The organism is uncultured Imperialibacter sp., from assembly GCF_963974565.1.
In the GTDB taxonomy this organism is placed as follows: Bacteria; Bacteroidota; Bacteroidia; order Cytophagales; family Cyclobacteriaceae; genus Imperialibacter; species Imperialibacter roseus.
Window position 1 is genome coordinate 537,561 of sequence record NZ_CAXBCJ010000001.1, and the last position, 22,696, is coordinate 560,256.

Sequence of the window (22,696 nt, forward strand, 5' to 3'; positions counted from 1 at the left end):
CGCTAATTCTCCTTTTTCACTTTCTGGAGACATTCAACAGATCGGCATTTCATGTCTGTGTCGCAAAACAAAGCCAAGTCGGACGCAGGGTACGCCACCTATGCTCTAGGGCATGTATACAAAATATCATATCTTCATTGTCGGACTTGAAAGCATGTTTGCATTTATCGGCAATTTTTTAAAGAACAAAAGCCATTCGGTCTGAAGCTTAAACTAACCACCCGTTGAAACAAATGAAGAAAGAGACAGGAATGCTCAAAAAGCATAATTCGTTGGTAACTGTCAGAAGACTCCTTCTACTTGCGCTACTGATAGCCCCGCTGACGCACGGCTTTTCGCAAGTGAAGCTGCCACAAATCATCACAAATGGTATGGTTTTGCAGCGTGACGCAAAACTCAACATGTGGGGGTGGGCGTCTCCCGGCGAAAAGGTCACCCTTGCATTCAACAACAAGCGATATAAGGCAACAACCTCTGCAGAGGGAAAATGGCAGGTAGAGTTGCCTGCCATGAAAGCCGGTGGCCCGTATCGCATGACTATTTCTGGCAAGAACACCATTACCCTCGAAAATATCCTGCTTGGTGATGTTTGGTTTTGCTCGGGGCAATCGAACATGGTTCACCAGCTAAACATCCATGATGTGACCTATGCCGATGAAATAGCCAATGCCAACTACCCTGAAATACGGCAGTTTCTTATCCCAACCCGCAATAGTCTGGCCGGCCCATTGGAAGATTTGGCTGACGGCTCCTGGAGCCAGGCCGTGTCAGAAGAGGTGAGACCTTTTTCGGCCGTGGCCTATTTTTTTGCGAAAAAGATCTATGAGAAATACCATGTGCCCATCGGCCTGATCAACGCCAGCGTGGGCGGCACCCCTATTGAGGCGTGGACAAGTGAGGAAGGCTTCAAAGAATTCCCTTCGATCCTGCAAACCATAGAAAACAATAAGGACACGGCCTATGTCAATGCCATCAATAGAAAGGCAAGGCCCAGCCAGCCTCTAAAGCAACCCGAAGACAAGGGACTAACCGAGCCAAAACCATGGTATGCTGTTGATTTTGTCCCAAAAAACTGGCGTACCATCAACATCCCAGGCTACTGGGAAGACCAGGGTGCCAAAGACCTGAATGGCATCGTTTGGTACAGGAAAGAAATTGATGTGCCAGCCTCAATGGCAGACAAAGAGGCGAAGGTATTTCTTGGGCGGATAGTGGACGCAGATGTGCTCTACATCAACGGAAAAGAAGTCGGAAACAAAACGTATCAATACCCACAACGAAGGTACCCGGTTCCCGCTGGTCTGCTAAAGGCTGGAAAGAATGTCTTTGTGGTTAAGGTCACTAACTACAATGGCAAAGGTGGGTTCGTGCCCGATAAGCCCTATTGCTTGTTTGCCGGCACCGACACTGTCGACCTTAAGGGCTACTGGCAATACAAAGTAGGCGTTGTGTTTGAGCCCCAGCCAACATTGCCACCAGGCATCAGTGCCCAAAATCAGCCCACGTCACTGTTCAATGCCATGGTCGCTCCCATCAACAATTATCGCATCAAAGGAATACTGTGGTATCAGGGCGAAAGTAACGCAGGCAAACCTGCTGAATACGCTGACCTCCTGCCAGCACTGATCAAAGACTGGAGAAATCAATTCAGTTATCCCGACGCACCCTTTATTTATGCCCAATTACCCAATTTTATGGACGTGAATTACCTGCCCTCAGAAAGTAACTGGGCCATTTTGAGAGAATCGCAATTGAAGGGCCTGAAAGTTCCCAACACGGCCATGACGGTAAATATTGATTTGGGAGAATGGAATGATATTCACCCTGACAATAAAAAGGATGTAGGAGAAAGAATGGCCCTTGCTGCCCTTAGGATAGCTTATGGTGAAGAAGTTGTTTATTCAGGCCCTTTGTATCAAAATTACTCCATCGAGGGCAACAAAATAACGATCTCCTTCTCTCATACCGGTGGTGGTTTAATCGCCGATGATGGAGAAGCACTGAGCGAATTTGCCATTGCCGGAGAGGACAAAAAATTTGTTTGGGCACAGGCGAAGATTGAAGGTGACAAAGTGATTGTTTGGAGCGACGAAGTGACCGAACCAAAATATGTGCGGTACGCCTGGGCCGACAACCCTGACAATCCAAACCTGTATAACCGGGAAGGCTTACCGGCCTCCCCGTTCAGGACAGATCAATGATGCATGGCCCTTACAGCTATTTCTACCAGATTATTAACAACACCAGCAAATGAAAAACCTACTTATCCTATTATTTACTGCTTCACTCAGCCAGGTGGCTGTTGGCCAGGGGGCAAAAAATGACAGCAGCAAATACCCGCCCCTGGTCACCTTTACAGCCCAGGAAGACCACACCAACATGATGCAGCAGCTGGGCATTCAACAGCTAAGACCAGGCCCTAGTGGCAATGAGTCGGCACCCAACCATGCCAACTACGACGAATCCATTGCGAACCCCTGCCCTCAGTTGCCAGACCTTCTCGTAACCAGCAGCGGCAAAAAAGTCACCTCGGCCGACATGTGGTGGAAGCAGCGCCGGCCTGAAATTGTAGAAGACATTGAACGGGAGATGTACGGCCGCCTGCCGAAAAACATCCCGGCAGTGACCTGGGAAGTGAAAATCACCGACAAAGAGTTCGTAGGCCGCATACCTGTTATAGCTAAGCAATTGGTGGGGCATGTCGACAACAGCGCATACCCGCTCATCAATGTCGACATCAACATGATGCTGGTGGTGCCCACCAATGTGAAAGGCCCTGTACCCGTTTTAATGATGTTTGGCCGTCCCTCATTCCCTTCACCAGCCCAGCCTTCCAATAGCGACATGGAGACCCTGAATGCTGCTTTTAAAGAAATGATGATTAAGAGCAATCCTGAGGTAAAGGAAATTTTTGATCGTTATCCCGCCTATACGCCCGTCACGAAACTGCCCGGCCCTAACTTCTTTGCACCGGCTCCTACCGGCGATTCTCCCCCCACGGAGCAGCTGTTGGCAGCGGGCTGGGGTTATGCCACCATTGAGCCTGCCAGCATCCAGGCCGACAACGGTGCCGGGCTCACCCGGGGGATTATTGGCCTGGTGAACAAAGGCCAACCACGCAAACCTGAAGACTGGGGCTCACTGCGTGCGTGGGCATGGGGAGCCGCAAGAGGCCTCGACTATTTGGAAACAGACACCCTGGTAGATGCAAAGAAAGTGGGTATCGAAGGCGTATCACGGTACGGAAAAGCTGCCCTGGTAACCCTCGCTTTGGAGCAGAGATTTGCCGTAGGATTGATCGGATCTTCAGGAAAGGGAGGCGCTGTACTTCACCGACGTGTTTTTGGCGAAGCCGTGGAAAACCTCACTGGTTCGGGCGAATACCACTGGATGGCGGGCAATTATCTTAAATATGGCGCCTCCAAAGCAAAATTTGGCAGCAAGACAGGCTGTGACCTGCCCGTTGATTCTCACCAATTAATTGCACTGTGTGCTCCTCGTTTAACATTCATCAGCTACGGAATACCAGAAAAAGGCGATGCCAAATGGCTGGATCAGCAGGGAAGCTACATGGCTACGGTGGCGGCCGGCCCGGCATTCAAGCTGTTAGGCGTCAAAGACATTGGAGTCTCCAATAATTATCAGACTGAGCAAATGCCGCCCGTTCTCACAGGTCTGCTCGGTGGTGAGCTGGCATGGCGACAACATGACGGAGGGCACACCGATGCCCCCAACTTCCAATATTTCATTCCATGGGCAAGCAGCTTTTTAAAGTACGAGAAAACACAATAACTCAGGCTGCAACCTAAGTGTAGGCCTGATTTGATATTGCTTGTGACCAGGGAGGGTGTCCTCAACCACTCACCACAGTTTTGCAACAAATTCTCCCCGTCAAAGTATACTCATTCCATGCGGTCATAAGAGCATCAGTATGATTAATGAGTATCAGGAGTTTAAGCTGAACAGCATACTTAGTCGATACATCGACTGCGTGTGGACAGAAAGCTATACAAAGCGGCCCGAAAACAAAGGAAGAACCTACCTGGTGGCACCAGACAATACAGTGGAACTGATCTTTACCTCCGGTACGCTCGAAAGAAAAATAAAAGATGGGCTGGGAAAAGTAGAGGTTTTGGGAAGTCACCTATCAGGATTGAAAACCATTGCACAGGATGTAAAAGTTGACGGAGAAATGAACCTTTCTGTTCGTTTCAAGCCCCACGGACTTTACCCATTTATCAAGCCACGCCTTCAGGAAACTATCAATCAGTCAATTCCAATTGAAGACCTTTTTGGAAAAGATATACTGGAGTTGGAGAGCAAGCTCTTTGAAACCAACTGTCTGCTGGATAGGGTCAGGCATATTGAAGCCTACTTTATGAAAAGACTCCTGACGCTCAATCGGCAGGCTGACGCTACCTTCGACTACCTGATTAACCGCATTGTGGACGGCAGGGGCGCTCACCGCATACTCGATCTGGCTGAAGAAACTGGCGTTACCATAAAAACTTTTGAGAGAAAATTCTTGCTAAACCTGGGTGTGTCACCCAAGCAGTGCGGGCAGCTGATTAGGTTGTTTCATACACTGAAAGCCACCAACAAAGCCAGCCAGGTCAACCTGACAAGCATTGCCCACGACAATGGCTTTTATGACCAGATGCACTTTATCAAAGAAATGAAGAAGTTCACACGCCTAACACCCGGAGAGTACCTAAAAGCTCCAAGGGAATTGCAGATGCCCATTTTCACAAGAAACTGAAGCTAAACATCTTTTGTCCAGTTTTTACTATCCTGCTGTGTTGTAACCTCGCAATTTTGGTAATTAAAATCATAGCTGGCTTCCTCTATTTCACCAAGGCATACTCAAGGATATCTAAGTAGATACAACACTGACTGATGAAAAAATTTGCATCTATTCTTCTTGCAATATTCCTCGGCTTTATCGCTGGAAGGCTTGCTGCCAGCAACCACCAGGGTGAGGTACCCGGCACACTTTTATTCCGGGTAGTTTCACCCGATGGCACAACTGAATCCTACCTCTTTGGTACTCACCACGCCTTTAGCAAGTCTTTCTTTGATACACTGAAAACTGCGAAGGACAAACTCATGGCAGCGGATATCGTGATTACAGAATCAGACCCCGCACCCGGGCACACAGCCAACGACATTGTGAACGCCCGCACGGCTGACACTCAATGGTCAAAATACCTGACAAAAACTGACCTGGCCTACTTACGAGAGCGCCTGCAACACAGCCCCGCCAACTTTGAAAAGCTGCGGCCTGAGGAACTGCACGCAGCTCTCAACAGAGAATACACCATTAACACCTGCAACACAAGATCCGCCGCCGATCCCAATCTCTCAATCGACGAATATATCGGCTTTCTTGCCAAGCAGGCAGGCAAGCGGGTGATTGGCCTGGAAACGGCCGAAGAGCAACTGGAATTGATCAGGAAAGACATTGAAGGCATGCCACCAAAAGTGCATAAAAAACGTCTGTCCCGGCTTATAAAATTAATAAAGAGCGGAGGTGATGCCCAAAGCTGCGAAGCCACCAGCATGTACCGGGAAATGGCCTTTGATTACCGGCTAACGGAGCCCTGCCGTAACAGCCTCATGCTGACCGAACGCAACGCCCGATGGATAGAAAAAATCGTTGGCGATCTCCAGTCATCAAGCTGCTTTGTCGCTGTCGGCTTGAGTCATCTACAGTTTGAATGCGGATTGATCAGTCAGCTGAGAGAAAGAGGGTTTGTGGTGACGCCCGAGGAAACTCATTAACGGCCCTCACTTACACCACCTCTATATTTCGTACCCGCCATGGCTTTGGTGGGAAAGTTTTGTCTGTCTGACGGTTACAAGTATCACTCAGTTTAAACTCAATAATTAACGAAATGAATGAGCGGTAAAAATACAGGTTGATCGGTTCTATAATGTTACCAACTACATAAGTAACATTATAAACCGTAAACATACCGTTATGAAAAAACTTCTACACCTCATGCTGCTCAGCCTGTTTGTATCACTGGCTGATGCACATGCCTTCGGGCAAATTGTATCGGGTAGGATCACCGACCAGGACGATGGTTCACCTATCCCGGGCGTAAATATTGTAAAAAAGGGATCAACCCTGGGCACAGTTTCCGACGTAAACGGCCACTACCAAATTGAGCTGGATCCAGCAGATAAGAACATCCTTGTATTTTCATTCCTTGGCTACGTCACCCAGGAGGTTGACGTCGGCAAGAGAACTATAGTCGACGTGGCGCTGTCGGCAGATGTTCAGCAATTGCAGGAAGTAGTCGTAACTGGGCTGGCGTCACAACTCCAGGGCCGAGTAGCCGGTGTTTCCGTTGTAACAAGAGGCCGGAAAAAACAGCAATACCAGCCTGTTTCCCAGGAAAGCTACGCCAAAATTGAAGAATCTGGCTTTCAAAAGGTAACCAAGAAACCTCTGTCTACCTTCTCAGTTGATGTGGACGGTGCATCGTATAGCAACATGCGTCGGTACATTGAAAGTGGCTCGCTGCCTCCGAAAGATGCTGTCAGGGTCGAAGAAATGATCAATTACTTTGACTACGATTACGCTCAGCCCGAAGGAGAGACACCTTTTAGCGTGAATTATGAGCTATCGTCATGCCCCTGGAACAAAAAGAACCTGCTCCTGCATGTGGGGTTACAGGGCAGAAAAATTGAAATGGATCAACTGCCTCCCTCCAACATCGTCTTCCTCATCGATGTTTCGGGGTCGATGTCCGATCCTGACAAACTCCCCCTTCTGAAATCATCACTAAGGCTACTGGTTCAGCATTTACGACCGGTTGACCGGGTCGCAATGGTTGTTTATGCGGGAAGTTCAGGTCTGGTTTTACCTTCGACCGATGGCAACCGAAAGGATGTCATTCTTGCGGCGCTGGACAAGTTATCTGCTGGCGGATCGACTGCTGGTGGCGAAGGATTGAAGTTGGCATACAAAGTGGCCGCAAGGAATTTTATTGAAGAAGGTAACAACAGGATTGTACTTGCAACGGACGGGGACTTTAACGTTGGCTTGCAAAGCAATGATGAAATGGAACAGCTGATCGAAGAAGAAAGAAAAAGGGGTATCTCCATTTCAGTATTAGGCTTTGGTAGAGGGAATATCAAAGATGACAAAATGGAGATCATCGCCGACAAAGGAAATGGCAACTACTCCTACATCGACAATCTGCTCGAGGCCCAAAAGGTACTTGTGAGTGAGTTTGGAGGCACCTTCTTCACCATCGCCAAAGACGTAAAATTCCAATTGGAGTTTAACCCGGTTCATGTGACAGAGTACCGCCTCATCGGCTACGAAAACAGAATTCTGGACGATGAAGACTTCGACAATGACAAAAAAGATGCGGGTGAGATAGGTGCCGGGCATTCGGTGACAGCACTCTACGAAATTGTACCAGCCGGAAAGAAAGGCACTGCTTCAGGGTTGAAGTACCAGAACTCACAGCCATCAGAGGTGGCACTTACAAGCAACGACCTGGTAACTTTAAAACTCAGGTACAAAAAGCCCGATGGGTTCAGAAGCCAACTGGTGGAATTAGTGGTAAAAGATGAGCCGGTGGCACTGGAAGCTACGAGCGCAAATTTCCGGTTTTCAGCCTCGGTAGCTCAGTTTGGCATGCTTTTAAGGGACTCCGACAAAAGAGGTTCAGCTACGTGGGAATCAACCTACGACCTGGCTGTCAATGCCCGGAGCGACGACCCAAAGGGCTATCGTGCTGAGATGATCAGGCTGGTGGAAACTGCCAGTTTGCTTGACACCCCTTTAGATAACTAAAAAAGAAGACCGGCCGGTAGCTTCAAACTCACCGGGCCGGTCTTTTTGTTATTTTCCAGAGACGAAACTATGCAACCCTTTCCAGAGCAGGAATAAAACCACCTAATAGTTTTTCGAAAGGCTTTTTAAGTAAAATCTATTAGATTGACTTTCCCTTTTTGAGCAAAAAAAGGGCTTTCGTTATTCTATTTTCAACACCTCATGAAAAAACACCTACTCGCCATCGTCGTTTGCCTTGTTACCTTCAGCGCCGTCTCACAAGAAACCCCGACGATCAAATGGTGGAACCCAGCCGAACATGCATTCCCCGTCATTGAAGGACAAGCCTGGGCAGGCGAAACCAAAGCTCCTTACGACAGGCTACCGGCCAGGGCGGAAGGCAAGGTTCCACCAGCAGTTTGGAATCTTTCTCAACATTCAGCAGGCCTGATGGTACGCTTCCGCTCCAATTCTTCGCAGATTGTTGTTCGCTATATTTCGAAACCGAAGGGAGAAGGCAACAACTACGGCATGGATCACATGCCCGCCACGGGCGTAAGTGGTGTCGACCTCTACGCCATTACTAATGACGGACAGGAAATCTGGTGCGCTGCCAAACGAAACTTTGGTGATACCATTACCTACCGCTACGAAGGGCTAAGGCCCAACGACCAATTCCACGAGCTGGGCCGAGAATACCGCCTTTATTTGCCGCTTTACAATTCGGTTTCCTGGCTGGAAGTGGGCGTGGAAACCAGTGCTCATTTCAAGCCTCTGCCTGTGCGAAAAGAAAAGCCTATCGTCGTGTACGGCACCTCCATTGCTCACGGTGCCTGCGCTTCCCGGCCCGGCATGGCGTGGACATCGATATTGGGGAGAAAAATGGATAGGCCACTGATCAACCTGGCTTTCAGCGGTAATGGCCGTCTCGACAGCTCCGTCGTAGATTTTGTCAATGAAATCGACGCCAAAGTGTTTGTGCTCGACTGCCTGCCCAACCTGATTCCAGGCACCTGGGAAAGGCTCGGCATCAACGGAGAACAGGGGCTAAAGAACCGGGTACTAACGTCAGTTCGTGCTTTGAGGGCAAAGCATCCCACTACACCAATTTTGCTGGTGGATAACGCTGGCTATACAGACGCCCTTGTCAACGACGATAGAAAGTGGCAATACACCACAGCCAACCGTGTACAACAAGAGGCATTTTATCAGTTAAAAAGAGAAGGGGTAAGCGGGCTCTTCTACCTGACTAAGGAGGAGATTGGCCTGGGACTGGACGATACGGTAGATGGCACTCATCCCACCGACCTCGGCATGCTTCACTATGCGCAGGGCTACGAAAAAGCGTTGAGAGCCATTCTCAATGAACCTGTTGGTCTTGCCTCGACTACGAAACCTGTCACGCAATACAGAGAGCCCAACAACTATGATTGGGAAGAAAGGCACAATGAGATTTTGGCGATGAATGACAAAGAACCACCTAAGATGGTCTTCCTCGCCAATTCTATTATTCACTTTTGGGGAGGTTTGCCCAGAACCAAAAGAGTGGTGGAAGAAGAGTCATGGAAAACATTGTTCACGCCCGCAGGCATGCGCAACCAGGCCTATGGCTGGGACAGGGTGGAAAACGTCCTCTGGCGGGTATACCATGGCGAACTGGATGGATTTGAAGCCAATAAGATCTTCATCATGATAGGCACCAATAACTTGCACCTGAATACAGATGACGAAATTCTGGAGGGGTTGGGACTGTTGCTTGACGCCATCAAAATCCGCCAGCCAAAAGCGGAAATTACGCTCATGGGGCTTTTGCCGAGGCGAAACAACGAGCAACGAGTGGCAGATCTAAACCTTGAAATGGCCAGGCTTTCAAGCAATAAACAAGTCAGGTACGCAGATGTAGGGCCGATCTTTTTGAAAAAGGACAACAAGATAGACGAAAGCCTTTTCTCAGATGGGCTGCATCCCAATGCTGCTGGTTATGTGAAGATGAGAGAAGCACTGAAGCCGTTGGTCGAAATACCAAAGGAGATGAAGGCCAAAAAATAATCCTGAACCACCACGTTCCCAGCTGACACGATTTGCCTCCATGCTCCAACTACAACGAACCACTTCTGAAAATCCAGACTTCGTCAAGCTTGTCAAGCAACTGGATATGTACGTGACAGCCATGGACGGTGAAGACCATGCCTTTTATGCCCAATACAATCACATCGACAAGATCAGGCACGTAGTGGTGGCTTACGATGGAGAAACAGCTCTCGGCAGCGGCGCTATCAAAAAATTCGACGCCACCACTATGGAAGTCAAAAGAATGTACACTTCTCCTGAAGGCAGAGGGCGGGGAATTGCCTCTAAAATTCTCTACGAGTTAGAGCGATGGGCTACAGAGCTTTCCTGCGAATATTGTATTTTAGAAACCGGCAGGCAGTACGAAAATGCCATCCGGTTATACAAAAAAGCTGGCTACACGGTGATCGAAAACTATGGACAATATGCCAATATGGCCAGCAGCATCTGCTTTGCGAAGGAGCTACAGAAGCAACCGACAGCCTGACTTTACGCTAAAAACGATTCTCCCATGACGTCAAAAAACCTCCTAACCCTCCTCCTGATTTGCTTCTCTGGCTACGTGTATGGGCAAAAGTCCAGGCCCAACATCGTTTTCATTCTCACCGACGACCAGCGTTGGGATGCCCTGGGCTATGCGGGTAACACAATCATTCAAACACCGGAAATGGACAAGCTGGCCCGTGAGGGTGTCTACTTCAAAAATGCCTTCGTCACCACCCCCATTTGCGCAGCCAGCCGGGCTACCATCATCACCGGACTGTACGAAAGGAAACACAAGTACACTTTCCAGCAGCCTCCGATCAACAATGAATTCACCGACAACAGTTATCCATCCGTGCTGAAAAGTGAGGGCTACTACAGCGGATTTTTGGGGAAAATGGGTGTGAATTTTGAAAACAAAAGAGACACGAGCCTTTTCGACGTATACAAGCCCGAACCCGTTGGGGCCTACTTCAGGCTGGTAGAAGAAGGCACCAGGCACAAACACACCACCGACGTGATCAGGGACAATGCCATCGATTTTATCGAAAATGCGCCAGAAGACAAGCCGTTTTGCCTTTCCATTAGCTTCCATGCGCCTCACGCCGACGATAGCTCACCGCAGCAGTACTTCTGGCCCCAGGAGGTAGACAGCCTGTACAAAAATGTGACTATCCCAGGCCCGGCCATGGCCGACGACAACTACTTCATGAAGCTGCCGTTGCCTGTGCGAGAAGGCTTCAACCGAACCCGCTGGAACTGGCGGTTCGATAGCCCGGAAAAATACCAGCAAATGGTAAAGGGCTACTACCGGATGATCACCGGGATAGACCGAGCCATCGCCAAAATACGAACAGCGCTGGAAGCAAAAGGAGTTGATAAAAACACAGTCATCATCCTCATGGGCGACAACGGCTACTTTCTCGGGGAACGCCAGCTCGCTGGCAAGTGGCTGATGTACGAACCGTCGCTGCGTGTGCCACTGATTATCTATCATCCGTCAGGCGTTGGTTCAAAAACGGTGGAAGACATGGCACTGAATGCCGACATTGCTCCCACTATCCTTGACTTTGCTCAGGCCAAAATTCCAGCGTCTTATCAGGGCATGAGCCTCACTGGTCACACCAAAAAAACGAAAATGGCTGTACCACGACGGGACGCCTTCCTGTGCGAACACCTCTGGGACTTTAAGCCTATCGCTGCCAGTGAGGGCATACGAACCGAGAAATACAAGTACTTCAGGTACAGGGATATTCCAGATTCTGAAGAACTTTACGACCTTGTCAACGATCCATGGGAAACAAAAAACCTGGTACAAGACAAGGCATCGCAGAAGATACTGGCATCGCTTCGTAAGCAGTGCAATGAGGAAATTGAAAGTCTGTCCAAATGAAGAGGCGTCAAAAGACTACAAAAGTTTCGCTGGTTTAGCTGAGGAACACTGCGGCATGAGCCAGGCTGGCTGCCCAGCCTAAAGTTGACAATCCAAACTTTTGTAGTCTCTTGCAAACGGGAGCCGAACTCCTCTGAGATGGTGCCACCAGCTATCGCTGTGGGCACCACTGCCGCATGTCGCGCCCACAACGAAGGCCCTTGCCGAATTGGTGGCACGACCATTAAATGACTAAAGGGCACTAGCGACCCTTGCCGCAAACCACCCCTCCAATTGCCGCTTCTGCACCGGAGGAATTTATAAGGATGAAGGTATTTTTGTAATTACAGCTAGTACAAAAACAATAGGTGATGGGAACAAAATTCAAATCAGTCGATGAGTATATCGGCACTTTTCCTGAGGAAGTGCAGTCGATTTTGACAGCCCTGAGGCAAACAATTAAACAAGCGGCACCCCAGGCAGAAGAGCTGATCAGTTACAACATGCCTGCTTTCAAACAAAATGGTTTTCTGGTATCATACGCCGCCTGGAAAAAGCATATCGGCATGTATCCGGTGCCAGCGGGTGACCAGGCCTTCCAAAAAGCCATAGCTCCCTTTACTACCGAAAAGTCGACGGCACAATTTCCGCTAAACCAACCCATGCCTCTGAAACTGATTGCGCAGCTGGTTGCATTCAGACTAAAGGAGAACAACCAAAGAGTCCAGTCTACCTCAAAAAAGTAAAACACCATGGAAGCAGCACCTTCTCACAAATTCAAAACAGTTGAAGAATACTTCGCCGCATTTCCTGAAAAAACACAGCAACTGATGGGAAGTCTGAGGGCAACGATCAAAAAAGCAGCCCCTCAGGCAATAGAGAAGATTAGCTACAACATGCCAGCCTTCATGCTTGAGGGCATGCTGGTGTATTACGCCGCCTACGATAAACACATCGGCTTTTACCCCACCCCTTCCGGTATTGAAGCTTTCAAAAAAGAACTGTCTGGCTACAAAGGCGCTAAAGGCTCGGTTCAGTTTCCAATCGATAAGACGCTGCCGCTAGACCTTATCGGCCAGGTCGTAAAATTCAGGGTAGAGGAAAACCTGGATAAGGCCAGAGAGAAAAAGAAGAAATAACACTTCGCTACTTACTTCACGTAGATCTCTTGCGGCGATTAGCCCTTCTATTCACCGCATAATTTGCGGATATTATTTCTGAATGCGGAGAATAACAAGTATATTTAACGCATATTATGCGGAGATTACTACCATACATCTATCAGAAAACCAGCTGGCCAGCCTTTGAATGGAGGCAGGAACAGCTCACACCACTACTAGGCAGGGTGCGCCACCTGCAAGGAAAGCTGGTAGGCAAAATGGAATCGTTGGGGTTTGTGCTGCAAAATGAAGCGGTACTGGAAACGCTCACCCTCGACGTGCTGAAATCAACTGAAATAGAAGGCCAGATCCTGAATCCGCAGCAGGTGCGTTCTTCGGTGGCTCGTCGCTTAGGCATGGACATATCCGGACTCGTCCCCTCCGACAGGGATGTAGACGGTGTAGTCGATATGATGCTGGACGCCACCCAGCAATACAACGCCCCTTTGACAAAAGACAGGCTATTCGCCTGGCACAGCTCCCTGTTCCCAACCGGCAGAAGCGGCATGTACAAAGTGCTCGTGGGCAACTGGCGAGATGATTCCACCGGCCCCATGCAGGTGGTATCAGGAGCACTGGGCAAGGAAAAAGTGCATTTTGAAGCACCACCGGCCAAGCACGTCGATGAAGAAATGGACAGGTTCCTGCTTTGGCTCAACGAAAACGACAGCAATGACCTGGTTGTGAAAGCCGCCATAGCCCACTTATGGTTCGTTACCATACACCCTTTTGAGGACGGCAACGGCAGAATAGCCAGAGCCATCGCCGATATGCTGCTGGCCAGGGCCGACGGCATGCCCCAAAGGTTTTACAGCATGTCGGCGCAGATAAGGAAGGAGCGAAAAGCTTATTACGACATACTTGAAAAAACCCAGCAGGGGGATGTGGACATCACCAACTGGCTCGACTGGTTCCTGAACTGCCTGCTCAACTCGCTCAATGCATCGTACGATGTGTTGGATGCGGTGATGTTCAAGCATACCTTCTGGAGCAAGCATGCGCTCCTGATAGACAACGAACGCCAGAAGCTTATGCTCGAGAAACTGATGGACGGCTTTGAAGGCAACCTCACCACCTCCAAGTGGGCGAAGATAACCGGGTGTTCCCCCGACACCGCCCTGAGAGACATACAGGATTTGGTAGCAAAACACATACTGACAAAAGCAGAAGGTGGTGGGAGAAGTACCTATTATCAGCTGGTTTCAAATTAAGGGATCGACAGAAGTGTGCAACACACCTCTGCCAGCCATCACATGGCACTATGGCCTCAAAGAATTACCTTCATACAGAAAAATATAAGCCGAAAGTCCAATAAAAGCCTGATTCAGGTTATTTTGCTTTCGAAACCCTATTAGAACCACCGTTTTGTACTAAATTATATCCGCAACACCACTTTTTCGTAATCAAACGTTAAAGACTCAATACTACTTTTTAACTAATCTATGTTCGAATGAAAAAACTGCTACTCATCTGTCTTGCCATTTCGATGGCCTTGACCTCTCAATCACAAACCAAGCTCATCGAAAAGGTGACAAAAACCGGTGATGAGCTGGTGATTCCTTATGAAAAATACGAACTGGCCAACGGCTTGACGCTGATCATTCACGAAGATCATTCCGACCCGTTGGTGCATGTCGACGTTACCTACCACGTGGGCTCTGCCCGGGAGGAGCTCAACAAATCTGGCTTTGCTCACTTTTTCGAACACATGATGTTCCAGGGATCGGATCATGTGGCCGATGAAGAACATTTCAAGATTGTTACAGAATCGGGCGGGACGCTAAATGGCACCACCAACCGTGATCGAACCAACTATTTCGAAACAGTGCCCAGCAACCAGCTGGAAACCATGCTGTGGCTGGAAGCTGACAGGATGGGCTTCTTCCTCGACGCTGTGACAACGAAAAAATTCGAAGTGCAGCGGGCGACTGTGAAGAACGAAAAAGGCCAGGGCGTGCTCAATGCTCCCTACGGCATGTGGAACGAAAAGACAATTGCCGCCGTGTATCCTTATGGGCACCCTTACTCGTGGTCGACCATCGGACTATTGGAGGATCTCGACAGGGCTAATCTGGAAGACCTGAAAAACTTCTTCCTGCGGTGGTATGGCCCTAACAACGCCTCCCTCATTGTGGGTGGCGATGTTGATCCGAAAAAGGTGATCACCCTTGTTGAAAAGTATTTTGGAAGTATTCCGAGAGGGCCGGAGGTAGCAAAAATGAAGCTGGACGCCCCGGTGATTCCCGCCGATCGCTACATTTCGCATGTCGACAACAACATCCGCTTCCCAGCACTGATGTTCACTTATCCTACCGTGCCCAATATGCACCCTGACGAAGCAGCGCTTGATTGCCTTTCAGAGATTTTGGGAACTGGGCAAAGCTCTTACTTCTTCAAAAAATTTGTATTGACCCAGAAAGCCATTCAGGCGTCGGTGTTCCATCCGGCGGCAGAGCTTTCAGGCGAGTTTACCATGTTTGTGCTGCCCTACCCTGGGCAAACCCTGGCCGACTTCGAAACAGCAATGCGCCAGATACTGGACGAATTCGCCAAAAATGGTGTGAGCGAAGATGACCTGAAAAAATTCAAAGCCAACCAGGAGTCGAATACCATCAACGGGCTGGCCAGTGTGAGCGGCAAAGTATCACAGCTATCAAGATACCAGTACGCATTCGGCAACCCCAACCTGATCAAAAAAGACCTGCAGCGCTACCTCGACATCACAGCCGACGACGTGATGCGGGTGTTCAATAAGTATATATACAACAAGCCTGGCGTTATCCTCAGCTATCTGCCCAATGCAGAAACCGCCCCCGCCAAGCCTGACAACTTTGAGAAGCCAACAAGTGGCGTCAGCGCATTTCCAAAAACAGATTATACAGGTCTTACTTACAAAAAACCCACCAACGAACCTTTCGACAGAAGTAAAAGACCCGTTTCCGGCCCGAGCCCGCTCGTAAAAGTGCCTGAGTTTTGGGAAACCAAATTCGACAACGGCATTAAGGTGATTGGCACAAAAAGCAATGAAATACCGACCGTGGCCATACAGCTGACGCTGGTAGGCGGCCACAAGTTCGATGCAGCCGACCCAAAGAAAAGCGGGCTTGCACAAATCACAGCTTCCATGATGGATGAGTCGACCCAAAACTACTCGGCCGAAGCCATGCAGGAAGAGCTGCGGAAGATTGGCAGCAGCATTAATATCTATGCCAACCGTACCTCGACGGTGGTGAGTATTAATACACTGAAGAAGAACCTCGACAAAACGCTACAGCTTGCGGAGGAAAAACTCCTGCGACCAGGCTTCCAGCAAATCGACTTTGACAGGGTAATCAAGCAACAAATGGAAGGCATAAAGGCCAGCCAGCAGGATCCATCAGCTATTGCCGGGCAGGTATTTGACAGGCTGCTGTACGGCGACGAGCATATTTATTCAGTGCCAACTTCTGGCATAGAAGAAACGGTGGCCAATATCACCCTCGACGATGTAAAAGCGTTCTACAACAAGTACTACTCGCCCAACCTGGGCGAGCTGGTAATTGTGGGGGATATTGATCAGAAAGATATCTTGCCAAAACTGGGCTTCCTGAAAAGCTGGCCCAACAAAAAAGTGGCCATTCCAACGCTGCCTCCCGCTAAGCCTGGTGACAAAACCAAGATTTATCTGGTCGACAAGCCTAACGCACCTCAGTCACAAATCCGTGTGGGTTACATGACCGACCTGAAATACGATGCGACAGGTGATTATTTCAAGTCCTACCTGATGAACTACCCGCTGGGAGGCGCTTTCAACAGCCGCATCAACCTCAACCTGAGAGAAGACAAAGGCTGGACGTATGGTGCCGGCGCCTATTTCAGCTCTACCGAAGACCCGGGGCCCTATCAGGCCTATGCAGGAGTTTTGGCAACGGCTACCGATAGCGCAGTGGTTGAGTTTATGAAAGAGATCACAGACTACCGGGAAAAAGGCATTACCGATGATGAGCTTGCCTTTATGAGAAATTCAGTTGGTCAGCGGGATGCAAGAAGCTATGAAACGCCTGGGCAAAAAGCAGGTTTCCTGCGGACAATCGCTCATTACAACCTCGACAAGAGCTATGTCGATCAGCAAACCAAGATCATCAATACCATTTCGAAAGATGAGATCAATAAGCTGGCAAAAAAATACCTCGACGACGACAGTATTTATATCCTCGTTGTTGGCGACGGCGCCACCAACCGGGAAAAGCTGGAGCAGCTTGGGTATGAAGTGGTAGAGCTTGATGCCAAAGGGGATGTTATTGACAAAAATTCGATTAAAGTAGACAAATAGCAGACATCAAAAACACCTAAAAAGAAGAGGCTGTCTCAAAAGTCCTCAATGGATGTCAGGTTGAGCTTGTCGAAACCTTGTTAACAGCACTAATGTGCATTTCGACAGGCTCAATGTGACATCGTAAGTAGCAAACTGGACTTTTTGAGACAGCCTCTTTCTTTTTCTTTTGAACCCAACCGTTTGCAAAGTCTTCATTTTTTTGCTCGGTCGTGTGTTGTCTACAGCCGAATCTTTTCCCGCTTTTTTGATTTCTTCTTTTTGTTCAACCATACCATAAACCCGGTGACCGGCAAACTCGCACAAATCAAGCTGATGAAGAAAGCCAGTATTTTTCCGGGCAAGCCCAATGCCACCCCCACGTGTATATCGTAGTTCAGCATGGCCAGCTGATCAGCAAAGCCTGCCTCTGCAAACCTGTCTCCCCGGGTGCGGTAAGGCTCCAGTGTGTATCGGTCGTAGAAATAGGTATTGTGGTTATAGAATGATCCTTCATCCTGATAGGCAATTAGTTCAATCGCATCGTCTTCATCGCTGAGGATAGGTGTCATATACCACCCCTGTGCATCAGGCTCCAGCGCCACGGCTTTGTACCAGGCTCGATCTAATGGTGAAATGCTATCATTATGTTGTACGAGGCCAGCCTTCGATACATCGGAGTGAGGGTGACTGTGCTCAAGCCGGCTCTCTCCCCCCGATGTCACATAATAGAGTCCATCGGCAAACCACTCAAAGCTGTACACCAGGCCTGTGATGCCCAGCACCAGTGCCAATATCAGGCTATAGAAACCCACCACATTGTGCAAATCATAGTTAACCCGCTTAAAACTGGCGTTCCATCTTATCGTAAGCCCCTTTTTCATTTCTGCCTTCTTTCTGTTTTTAGGCCACCACATCACCAGGCCAGTCACGAGCAAAACCAGAAAGACCAAAGTGGCAACGCCAACAATCGGTCGGCCAATCTCATAGGGCAGCCAGAGTGCACGGTGCCCATCGATGATGAAACGGAAAAAATCAAACTGCCCATTACCAATGGTTTGCTGCTTTTTTAGAAACGCAGCCGAGTAAGGGTTCATAAAAACGACCGTAAAGCTGCGTTTCCCTTCTTCAAAAGAGGAAAAACCAACCGCTGCAGCGCCCTTCCGGGTGGCATAAGTCAAGCCGGTAGCCTTCGCACCAGGCATATAAGCTTGAGCCGTGTCGAGCAGCTGACTGGGAGGAGCATAAGGTTGATCCTGCGCCTCTACAAAACGCCATGGTTCCAGTGCATCTTTTATGTCTTGCTGAAAAACATAGATGCACCCGGTAAGGCTCACCACTAAAACAATGACTCCGGAAGTCAGCCCCAGCCAGAGGTGCAGCCAATCGTTAAGCCGGCTGATGGCACTTTTGTTTTTAGCCTTCCTTTTTTTGTTTTTCATTGACAGTCAAGATCAGCAACAATCTCCGGCCCGCCCACCAGGCCGGAGGTTGGCAGTTCAAATATTATAGCTTGAAGAATCCAGCGACGAAGTTTGCTTCTACCTCTGCGCCTTTGGTTGCGGTGAAGTTTTTCACATCCATTTTGTACACGAAAATGCCCGTAGCCTCAGGAACGTACATATACACGAAGTCGCCGTCGTGCACTGCTGCCAGTCGGCGACCCTGCCCTGCATGCTCAGGCACTCCGCTGATGTAGGTGACGGTTTTGGCGTAAAGATCGATCACCGCCGACCGCAAAGGGCCGTCAGACCATCTTGCCTGATCGGCACGGTCAGCCATATTGATTTCGGCAAAAGCCTTGCCATCGCCAAGGTACATGAGGTGGGCAGTGGTTTTGCCGCCAGTCAGCTCCTCAATGTCAAGAAAATACTCCCCTTCGAAGGCTGTCGATCCCTTCTCGATTTTAAGGATACCTGCGCTCTTTGTAGTTTGGCTGTAGCCATTGGCAGGATTAGAATGCGACAAGGCGTACACATCTCCTTTTTCGTCTTTGATCAAGCCCGCCTTTACATTGAAGCCACCAATAGGCCCTACCCTGGAGTCGGTCATTATTTTCTGAAATTCGAAGGCTGGATAAGAATACACAGCTACTTCAGCTTGCTCAGTAGAAGGGGTGTTGTAGGTAGTGGGGTCGCTCACATAGTACGCCAGGTACAGATAATCACCACTGATTCTCATGCCCCCATAGGCAGCAGAATACTCAGACACCAGGTCAGACACAGGACGTGATACGGTTGATTTGACAGCGACCGAATTGATGTCAATGGTATGGAATTTTACCTGATCAGAAGTTGCCGAAAGCTCCAGGGCCACCAGCGTATTGTCGTCTGCTTTGATGATGTCCGACAGACTATTAACAAAGGAAATATCGCCAACCTGCTCCAGAGAGCCATCTTCATTTTTCGAAATGCCCACTACATTCACATCGTCGAGGCCACCAATGCTATAGATGGTGCTGCCGATTTGAGTAAAGTCGTAGTAGCCCGGCTGCTCAATGCCCTGGCCTACTGCCGAAAGTGAACCCGTCATCACGTCCTCGAAAGGCACAGAATAGTAAGTGAATCCATTGTCGCTGCCCTGAATGGCCAGCGATACCACAAACGGACTCTCTGTTTCTTCCGGTTCGGGATCGTCCGACCCACCGCATCCTGTGAAGAAAATGGCCGCACTTAAGATCAGTGCTGGCATAGCCCATGGCTTGAATTGATTTTTAGAAAACATATCCTTTTGTTTTGATTATTTGTGTTTGTTGAAATTGATTAAAGTGTATACCTGAGTTTCAGGTAGAATGCCCTTCCCGGTTTCTGCAAATAGTATTTGTCGTACAGCCTGGCATTGGCCAGGTTCCTGCATTCCAGCGAAATATTGTATTTGCTCTCTCTGAGGCTTAGAGACAGCTCCAAGTCGTGGGAAGCCTGCTGTGGAATGACTTTCTTGGTGTCTCTGGAGCCCAGCTCAGCCCAGCTTAAGAAATACTTCTGAACGAAATTGAAATAGTAATTCGCATTCAAAGAAGACCCTTTGCCCGCTACGTTTTGAAACGTTAGGCCCGCATAGGCATGCCCGAAAAAGTAAGGAGTGTTAGGCAGCCTGTATCCCTTTTGGAAATTCCTTTGGTAGCCTGTGTTGGTGTAAGATTCATTGTACACCGAGTCGGCCTGGTCGGTAATGTCCTGAAAGGTGACATTTCCACCCACCCTCAACAGCTTTTTCCATTGATAGCTTACGCTGCCTTCCATACCCACCACCTTCGTTTGGGCCAGGTTCTCGTAATAAGTTTCCGGGCTGGCCACTCTCACCACCTGGTATATCAGATCCTTCGCCTCCCGATAAACGAAGCTGCTCTCAAGCATGAGCTGGTGGTGGCGCTTGAGTGTGAACTGGTAGGCCGCTCCCAGGTTCAGGTTGTCGCTCTGCTCTGGCCCCAGGTCGGGGTTGGGCTGCACAAACAGACCATCTCCAAAAATCTCAGTTGCCCAGGGCATGCGGTAGGTGTGTTCGTAGGAAGCTTTCATCTGAAGTTGGGGCAATAAGAAATAAGTACTGGCCAGTCCATAACCCAGGTTTTGTTTTCTACTTTCAGTAGCCTCCGTCCGCTGGGTCGGCAGCCCAAAGTCGAACTGCTTACTCGTGGCAGCTTTCAGCAGGTAAAACTTGCCAAACACGGTGGTGCTCCACTTTTCGCTGGCGTCGAATTTGTAAGCCAGTCCCATCACCTGCTTGTTGATGGCCTTAGGAAACTGGTTTTCGATTCTGTCAGGGTTTTCTCTGTCAAACACCTCTCTTTCGAAGTGAGAAAAAGAATGGTTAAAGGCCAGTGAATGTTGGGTATTGATGATATAACCGGCGTTGACCTGACTATTGAACTCACCGTCGGTCAGCGTGGTAAAAGTCCGTGACAACTCGCCATCGTTGGAATTGGGAGTATAGGTGGTGTCGCCCAGCCAATTGTAAGTTACTCCTCTCAAAGTGTCAATCACCTGGCTTTTTGTCGCATTAAAAGCGCTATTCAAGCTTAGGTTAAATCCTTTTACCAGCAGGTTTTCCTTGTTGTATTTCAGCGAGGGAATAACCGATTGGCTGTTTCTCAAGATCCCTCCATACACGCTGTTCATCGTGGCGCCCGTCTGCACTTCCTTGTCGTTGCCCGATACCATCAGCCCCAGCAGCAGGTTGTCGGCATAGGGCTTATTGACGACCCCAGCTTCCAGCTTCACCACACCCGAGCGGTACTGGTCGTGGAACCTTCTCACATTAGCCGAATCCACAATGTTGTTCCCCTCCTTTACCGGCACCCACACCCGGTAGCTGTTGTCGGAGTAGTTGACATTGGCATTTGCCCTTACGGTGAATCCATTTTGTGGATGCGTATAAGCGCCATTCAGCGACACCAAATGCGTATTGAACGACCCCAGAGAATAAGAAGCATCAATAAAGTTGTGGCGCTTGTTCGATACAATGTTCACTGCACCACCCAGGGCATCGGTACCCAGCCACACCGGCACCACACCTTTGTAAACCTCTATGCGCTCTATGGTGTTGACGGGAATATTGTTGAGGCTGAGTGACGACCCATAGTTGTCCATAGGGATGCCGTCCAGGAAGAACTTCACCTGATCACCGGAAAAGCCGTTGAGCGTAAAGCTCAGGTTGGAACCAACGCCGCCGTCTTCCCTGGCCCTCACACCAGGCACACGGTTGAGCACCTCTTTAGCATTGGAAGTGCTGTTGTATAAATTCTTCGTACTTATTACAGACACGGCATAGGGCAGCTCACGAACCTCGGTGCTTTCCGATTTGCCCACTATTTCCAAATTGTCAAGCTCATAGCTGGCCTCCTCAAGCGTGATATCGATCCTCAAACGTTGACCAGCCGCCAATCTCACCTCTTTCTCAAATCCCTCAAACCCCAACAGATGGGCCTGAAGCACATAAGATCCGGCAGCAATATGGGCGATTTCGAAACTGCCATCCACACTTGTCACAGTTCCCGTGGTGGTACCTTTCAATAACACACTGGCTCCTGCCATCTCTTCACCCGACGCAGAGGTGACCTTCCCTGTGATGGTGGCATGACGTTCGAAAGCCTGGCCCCACACGGCCTGTGTGCAACAAGCTAACATCCATACAAGTACCAGTCTCGTCATCCTTGATTTGTCTTATTATTATTTAGACTTATTACAAATAATGGCAAATGTATGAGACAAACCCGAAACACGAAAATGATAGGAACTAATTGTCGGAATTATTTTCCTTGTTCACGATTTGCGGAAAATGGAGCGTTTCAATGGTCTTTGGCTGGCAAAAAGGGAAATGTGGTGATTACCGTAAATTAAACCACAGCTTGAAAAAAATTCCAATACTGGCATTGGTGTTCTTTTACATGTACTTGTGTGCTTCGCCGCACATTAACTTGTCTGCATTTCTATTCCTTCCTGACAGCGTCGGTGTCTTCACCAGTCACTGCGCTGGTTAGATTTTGCAAGAAAAATGAACCCCGAGCGCAAAGAATGTTTATTTTAGTT

The 22,696-nt window shown here is 49.0% G+C and carries 15 protein-coding genes; 12 read left to right on the top strand and 3 right to left on the bottom strand.

Annotated features, from left to right (window positions below; all coding sequences use genetic code 11):
• Window positions 1–233: 233 nt before the first annotated feature.
• The 12 genes from AAC052_RS02405 (at window position 234) to AAC052_RS02460 (ending at window position 17,189) form a co-directional block, all read left to right on the top strand.
• A complete protein-coding gene (locus AAC052_RS02405) occupies window positions 234–2,201 on the top strand; it encodes a sialate O-acetylesterase (protein WP_339810651.1) in 1,968 nt (655 codons plus the stop codon).
• 49 nt (window positions 2,202–2,250) lie between these two features.
• A complete protein-coding gene (locus tag AAC052_RS02410; RefSeq protein WP_339810653.1) occupies window positions 2,251–3,792 on the top strand; it encodes an acetylxylan esterase in 1,542 nt (513 codons plus the stop codon).
• 139 nt (window positions 3,793–3,931) lie between these two features.
• Window positions 3,932–4,759, top strand: coding sequence for a helix-turn-helix domain-containing protein (locus AAC052_RS02415; RefSeq protein WP_339810655.1), 828 nt, complete (start codon window positions 3,932–3,934; stop codon window positions 4,757–4,759).
• 137 nt (window positions 4,760–4,896) lie between these two features.
• Window positions 4,897–5,781, top strand: coding sequence for a TraB/GumN family protein (locus AAC052_RS02420; RefSeq protein ID WP_339810657.1), 885 nt, complete (start codon window positions 4,897–4,899; stop codon window positions 5,779–5,781).
• A 199-nt stretch (window positions 5,782–5,980) separates the two neighbouring features.
• Window positions 5,981–7,813: a von Willebrand factor type A domain-containing protein gene (locus AAC052_RS02425; protein ID WP_339810658.1), complete on the top strand. Its 1,833-nt coding sequence runs from the start codon at window positions 5,981–5,983 to the stop codon at window positions 7,811–7,813.
• Between the two features lie 201 nt (window positions 7,814–8,014).
• On the top strand, window positions 8,015–9,841 hold the full coding sequence (locus tag AAC052_RS02430) for an SGNH/GDSL hydrolase family protein (protein ID WP_339810660.1): 1,827 nt from the start codon (window positions 8,015–8,017) through the stop codon (window positions 9,839–9,841).
• A 40-nt stretch (window positions 9,842–9,881) separates the two neighbouring features.
• Window positions 9,882–10,349 carry a GNAT family N-acetyltransferase gene (locus AAC052_RS02435; protein WP_339810662.1) on the top strand — a complete coding sequence of 156 codons (468 nt, stop codon included), beginning with the start codon at window positions 9,882–9,884 and terminating at the stop codon, window positions 10,347–10,349.
• Window positions 10,350–10,373: 24 nt separating this feature from the next.
• Window positions 10,374–11,738 carry a sulfatase gene (locus AAC052_RS02440; protein WP_339810664.1) on the top strand — a complete coding sequence of 455 codons (1,365 nt, stop codon included), beginning with the start codon at window positions 10,374–10,376 and terminating at the stop codon, window positions 11,736–11,738.
• A gap of 350 nt (window positions 11,739–12,088) precedes the next feature.
• The gene (locus AAC052_RS02445) at window positions 12,089–12,463 is read left to right on the top strand and encodes a DUF1801 domain-containing protein (protein ID WP_339810665.1); all 375 of its coding nucleotides are present in this window, start codon (window positions 12,089–12,091) and stop codon (window positions 12,461–12,463) included.
• Window positions 12,464–12,469: 6 nt separating this feature from the next.
• Complete coding sequence (locus AAC052_RS02450; protein ID WP_339810667.1) at window positions 12,470–12,856, top strand: DUF1801 domain-containing protein; 387 nt, start codon at window positions 12,470–12,472, stop codon at window positions 12,854–12,856.
• A 116-nt stretch (window positions 12,857–12,972) separates the two neighbouring features.
• The gene (locus AAC052_RS02455; protein WP_339810668.1) at window positions 12,973–14,088 is read left to right on the top strand and encodes a Fic family protein; all 1,116 of its coding nucleotides are present in this window, start codon (window positions 12,973–12,975) and stop codon (window positions 14,086–14,088) included.
• A 239-nt stretch (window positions 14,089–14,327) separates the two neighbouring features.
• A complete protein-coding gene (locus AAC052_RS02460; protein WP_339810670.1) occupies window positions 14,328–17,189 on the top strand; it encodes a pitrilysin family protein in 2,862 nt (953 codons plus the stop codon).
• Between the two features lie 221 nt (window positions 17,190–17,410).
• Here AAC052_RS02460 and AAC052_RS02465 read toward each other — a convergent pair whose 3' ends face one another.
• From AAC052_RS02465 to AAC052_RS02475, 3 genes are all read right to left on the bottom strand, one after another.
• Window positions 17,411–18,610 (bottom strand): PepSY-associated TM helix domain-containing protein, encoded by a 1,200-nt coding sequence (locus AAC052_RS02465; protein ID WP_339810673.1) that lies wholly within the window; start codon window positions 18,608–18,610, stop codon window positions 17,411–17,413.
• A 64-nt stretch (window positions 18,611–18,674) separates the two neighbouring features.
• Window positions 18,675–19,892: a DUF4374 domain-containing protein gene (locus AAC052_RS02470; RefSeq protein ID WP_339810676.1), complete on the bottom strand. Its 1,218-nt coding sequence runs from the start codon at window positions 19,890–19,892 to the stop codon at window positions 18,675–18,677.
• Between the two features lie 38 nt (window positions 19,893–19,930).
• The gene (locus AAC052_RS02475) at window positions 19,931–22,318 is read right to left on the bottom strand and encodes a TonB-dependent receptor (RefSeq protein ID WP_339810679.1); all 2,388 of its coding nucleotides are present in this window, start codon (window positions 22,316–22,318) and stop codon (window positions 19,931–19,933) included.
• Window positions 22,319–22,696: the final 378 nt, after the last annotated feature.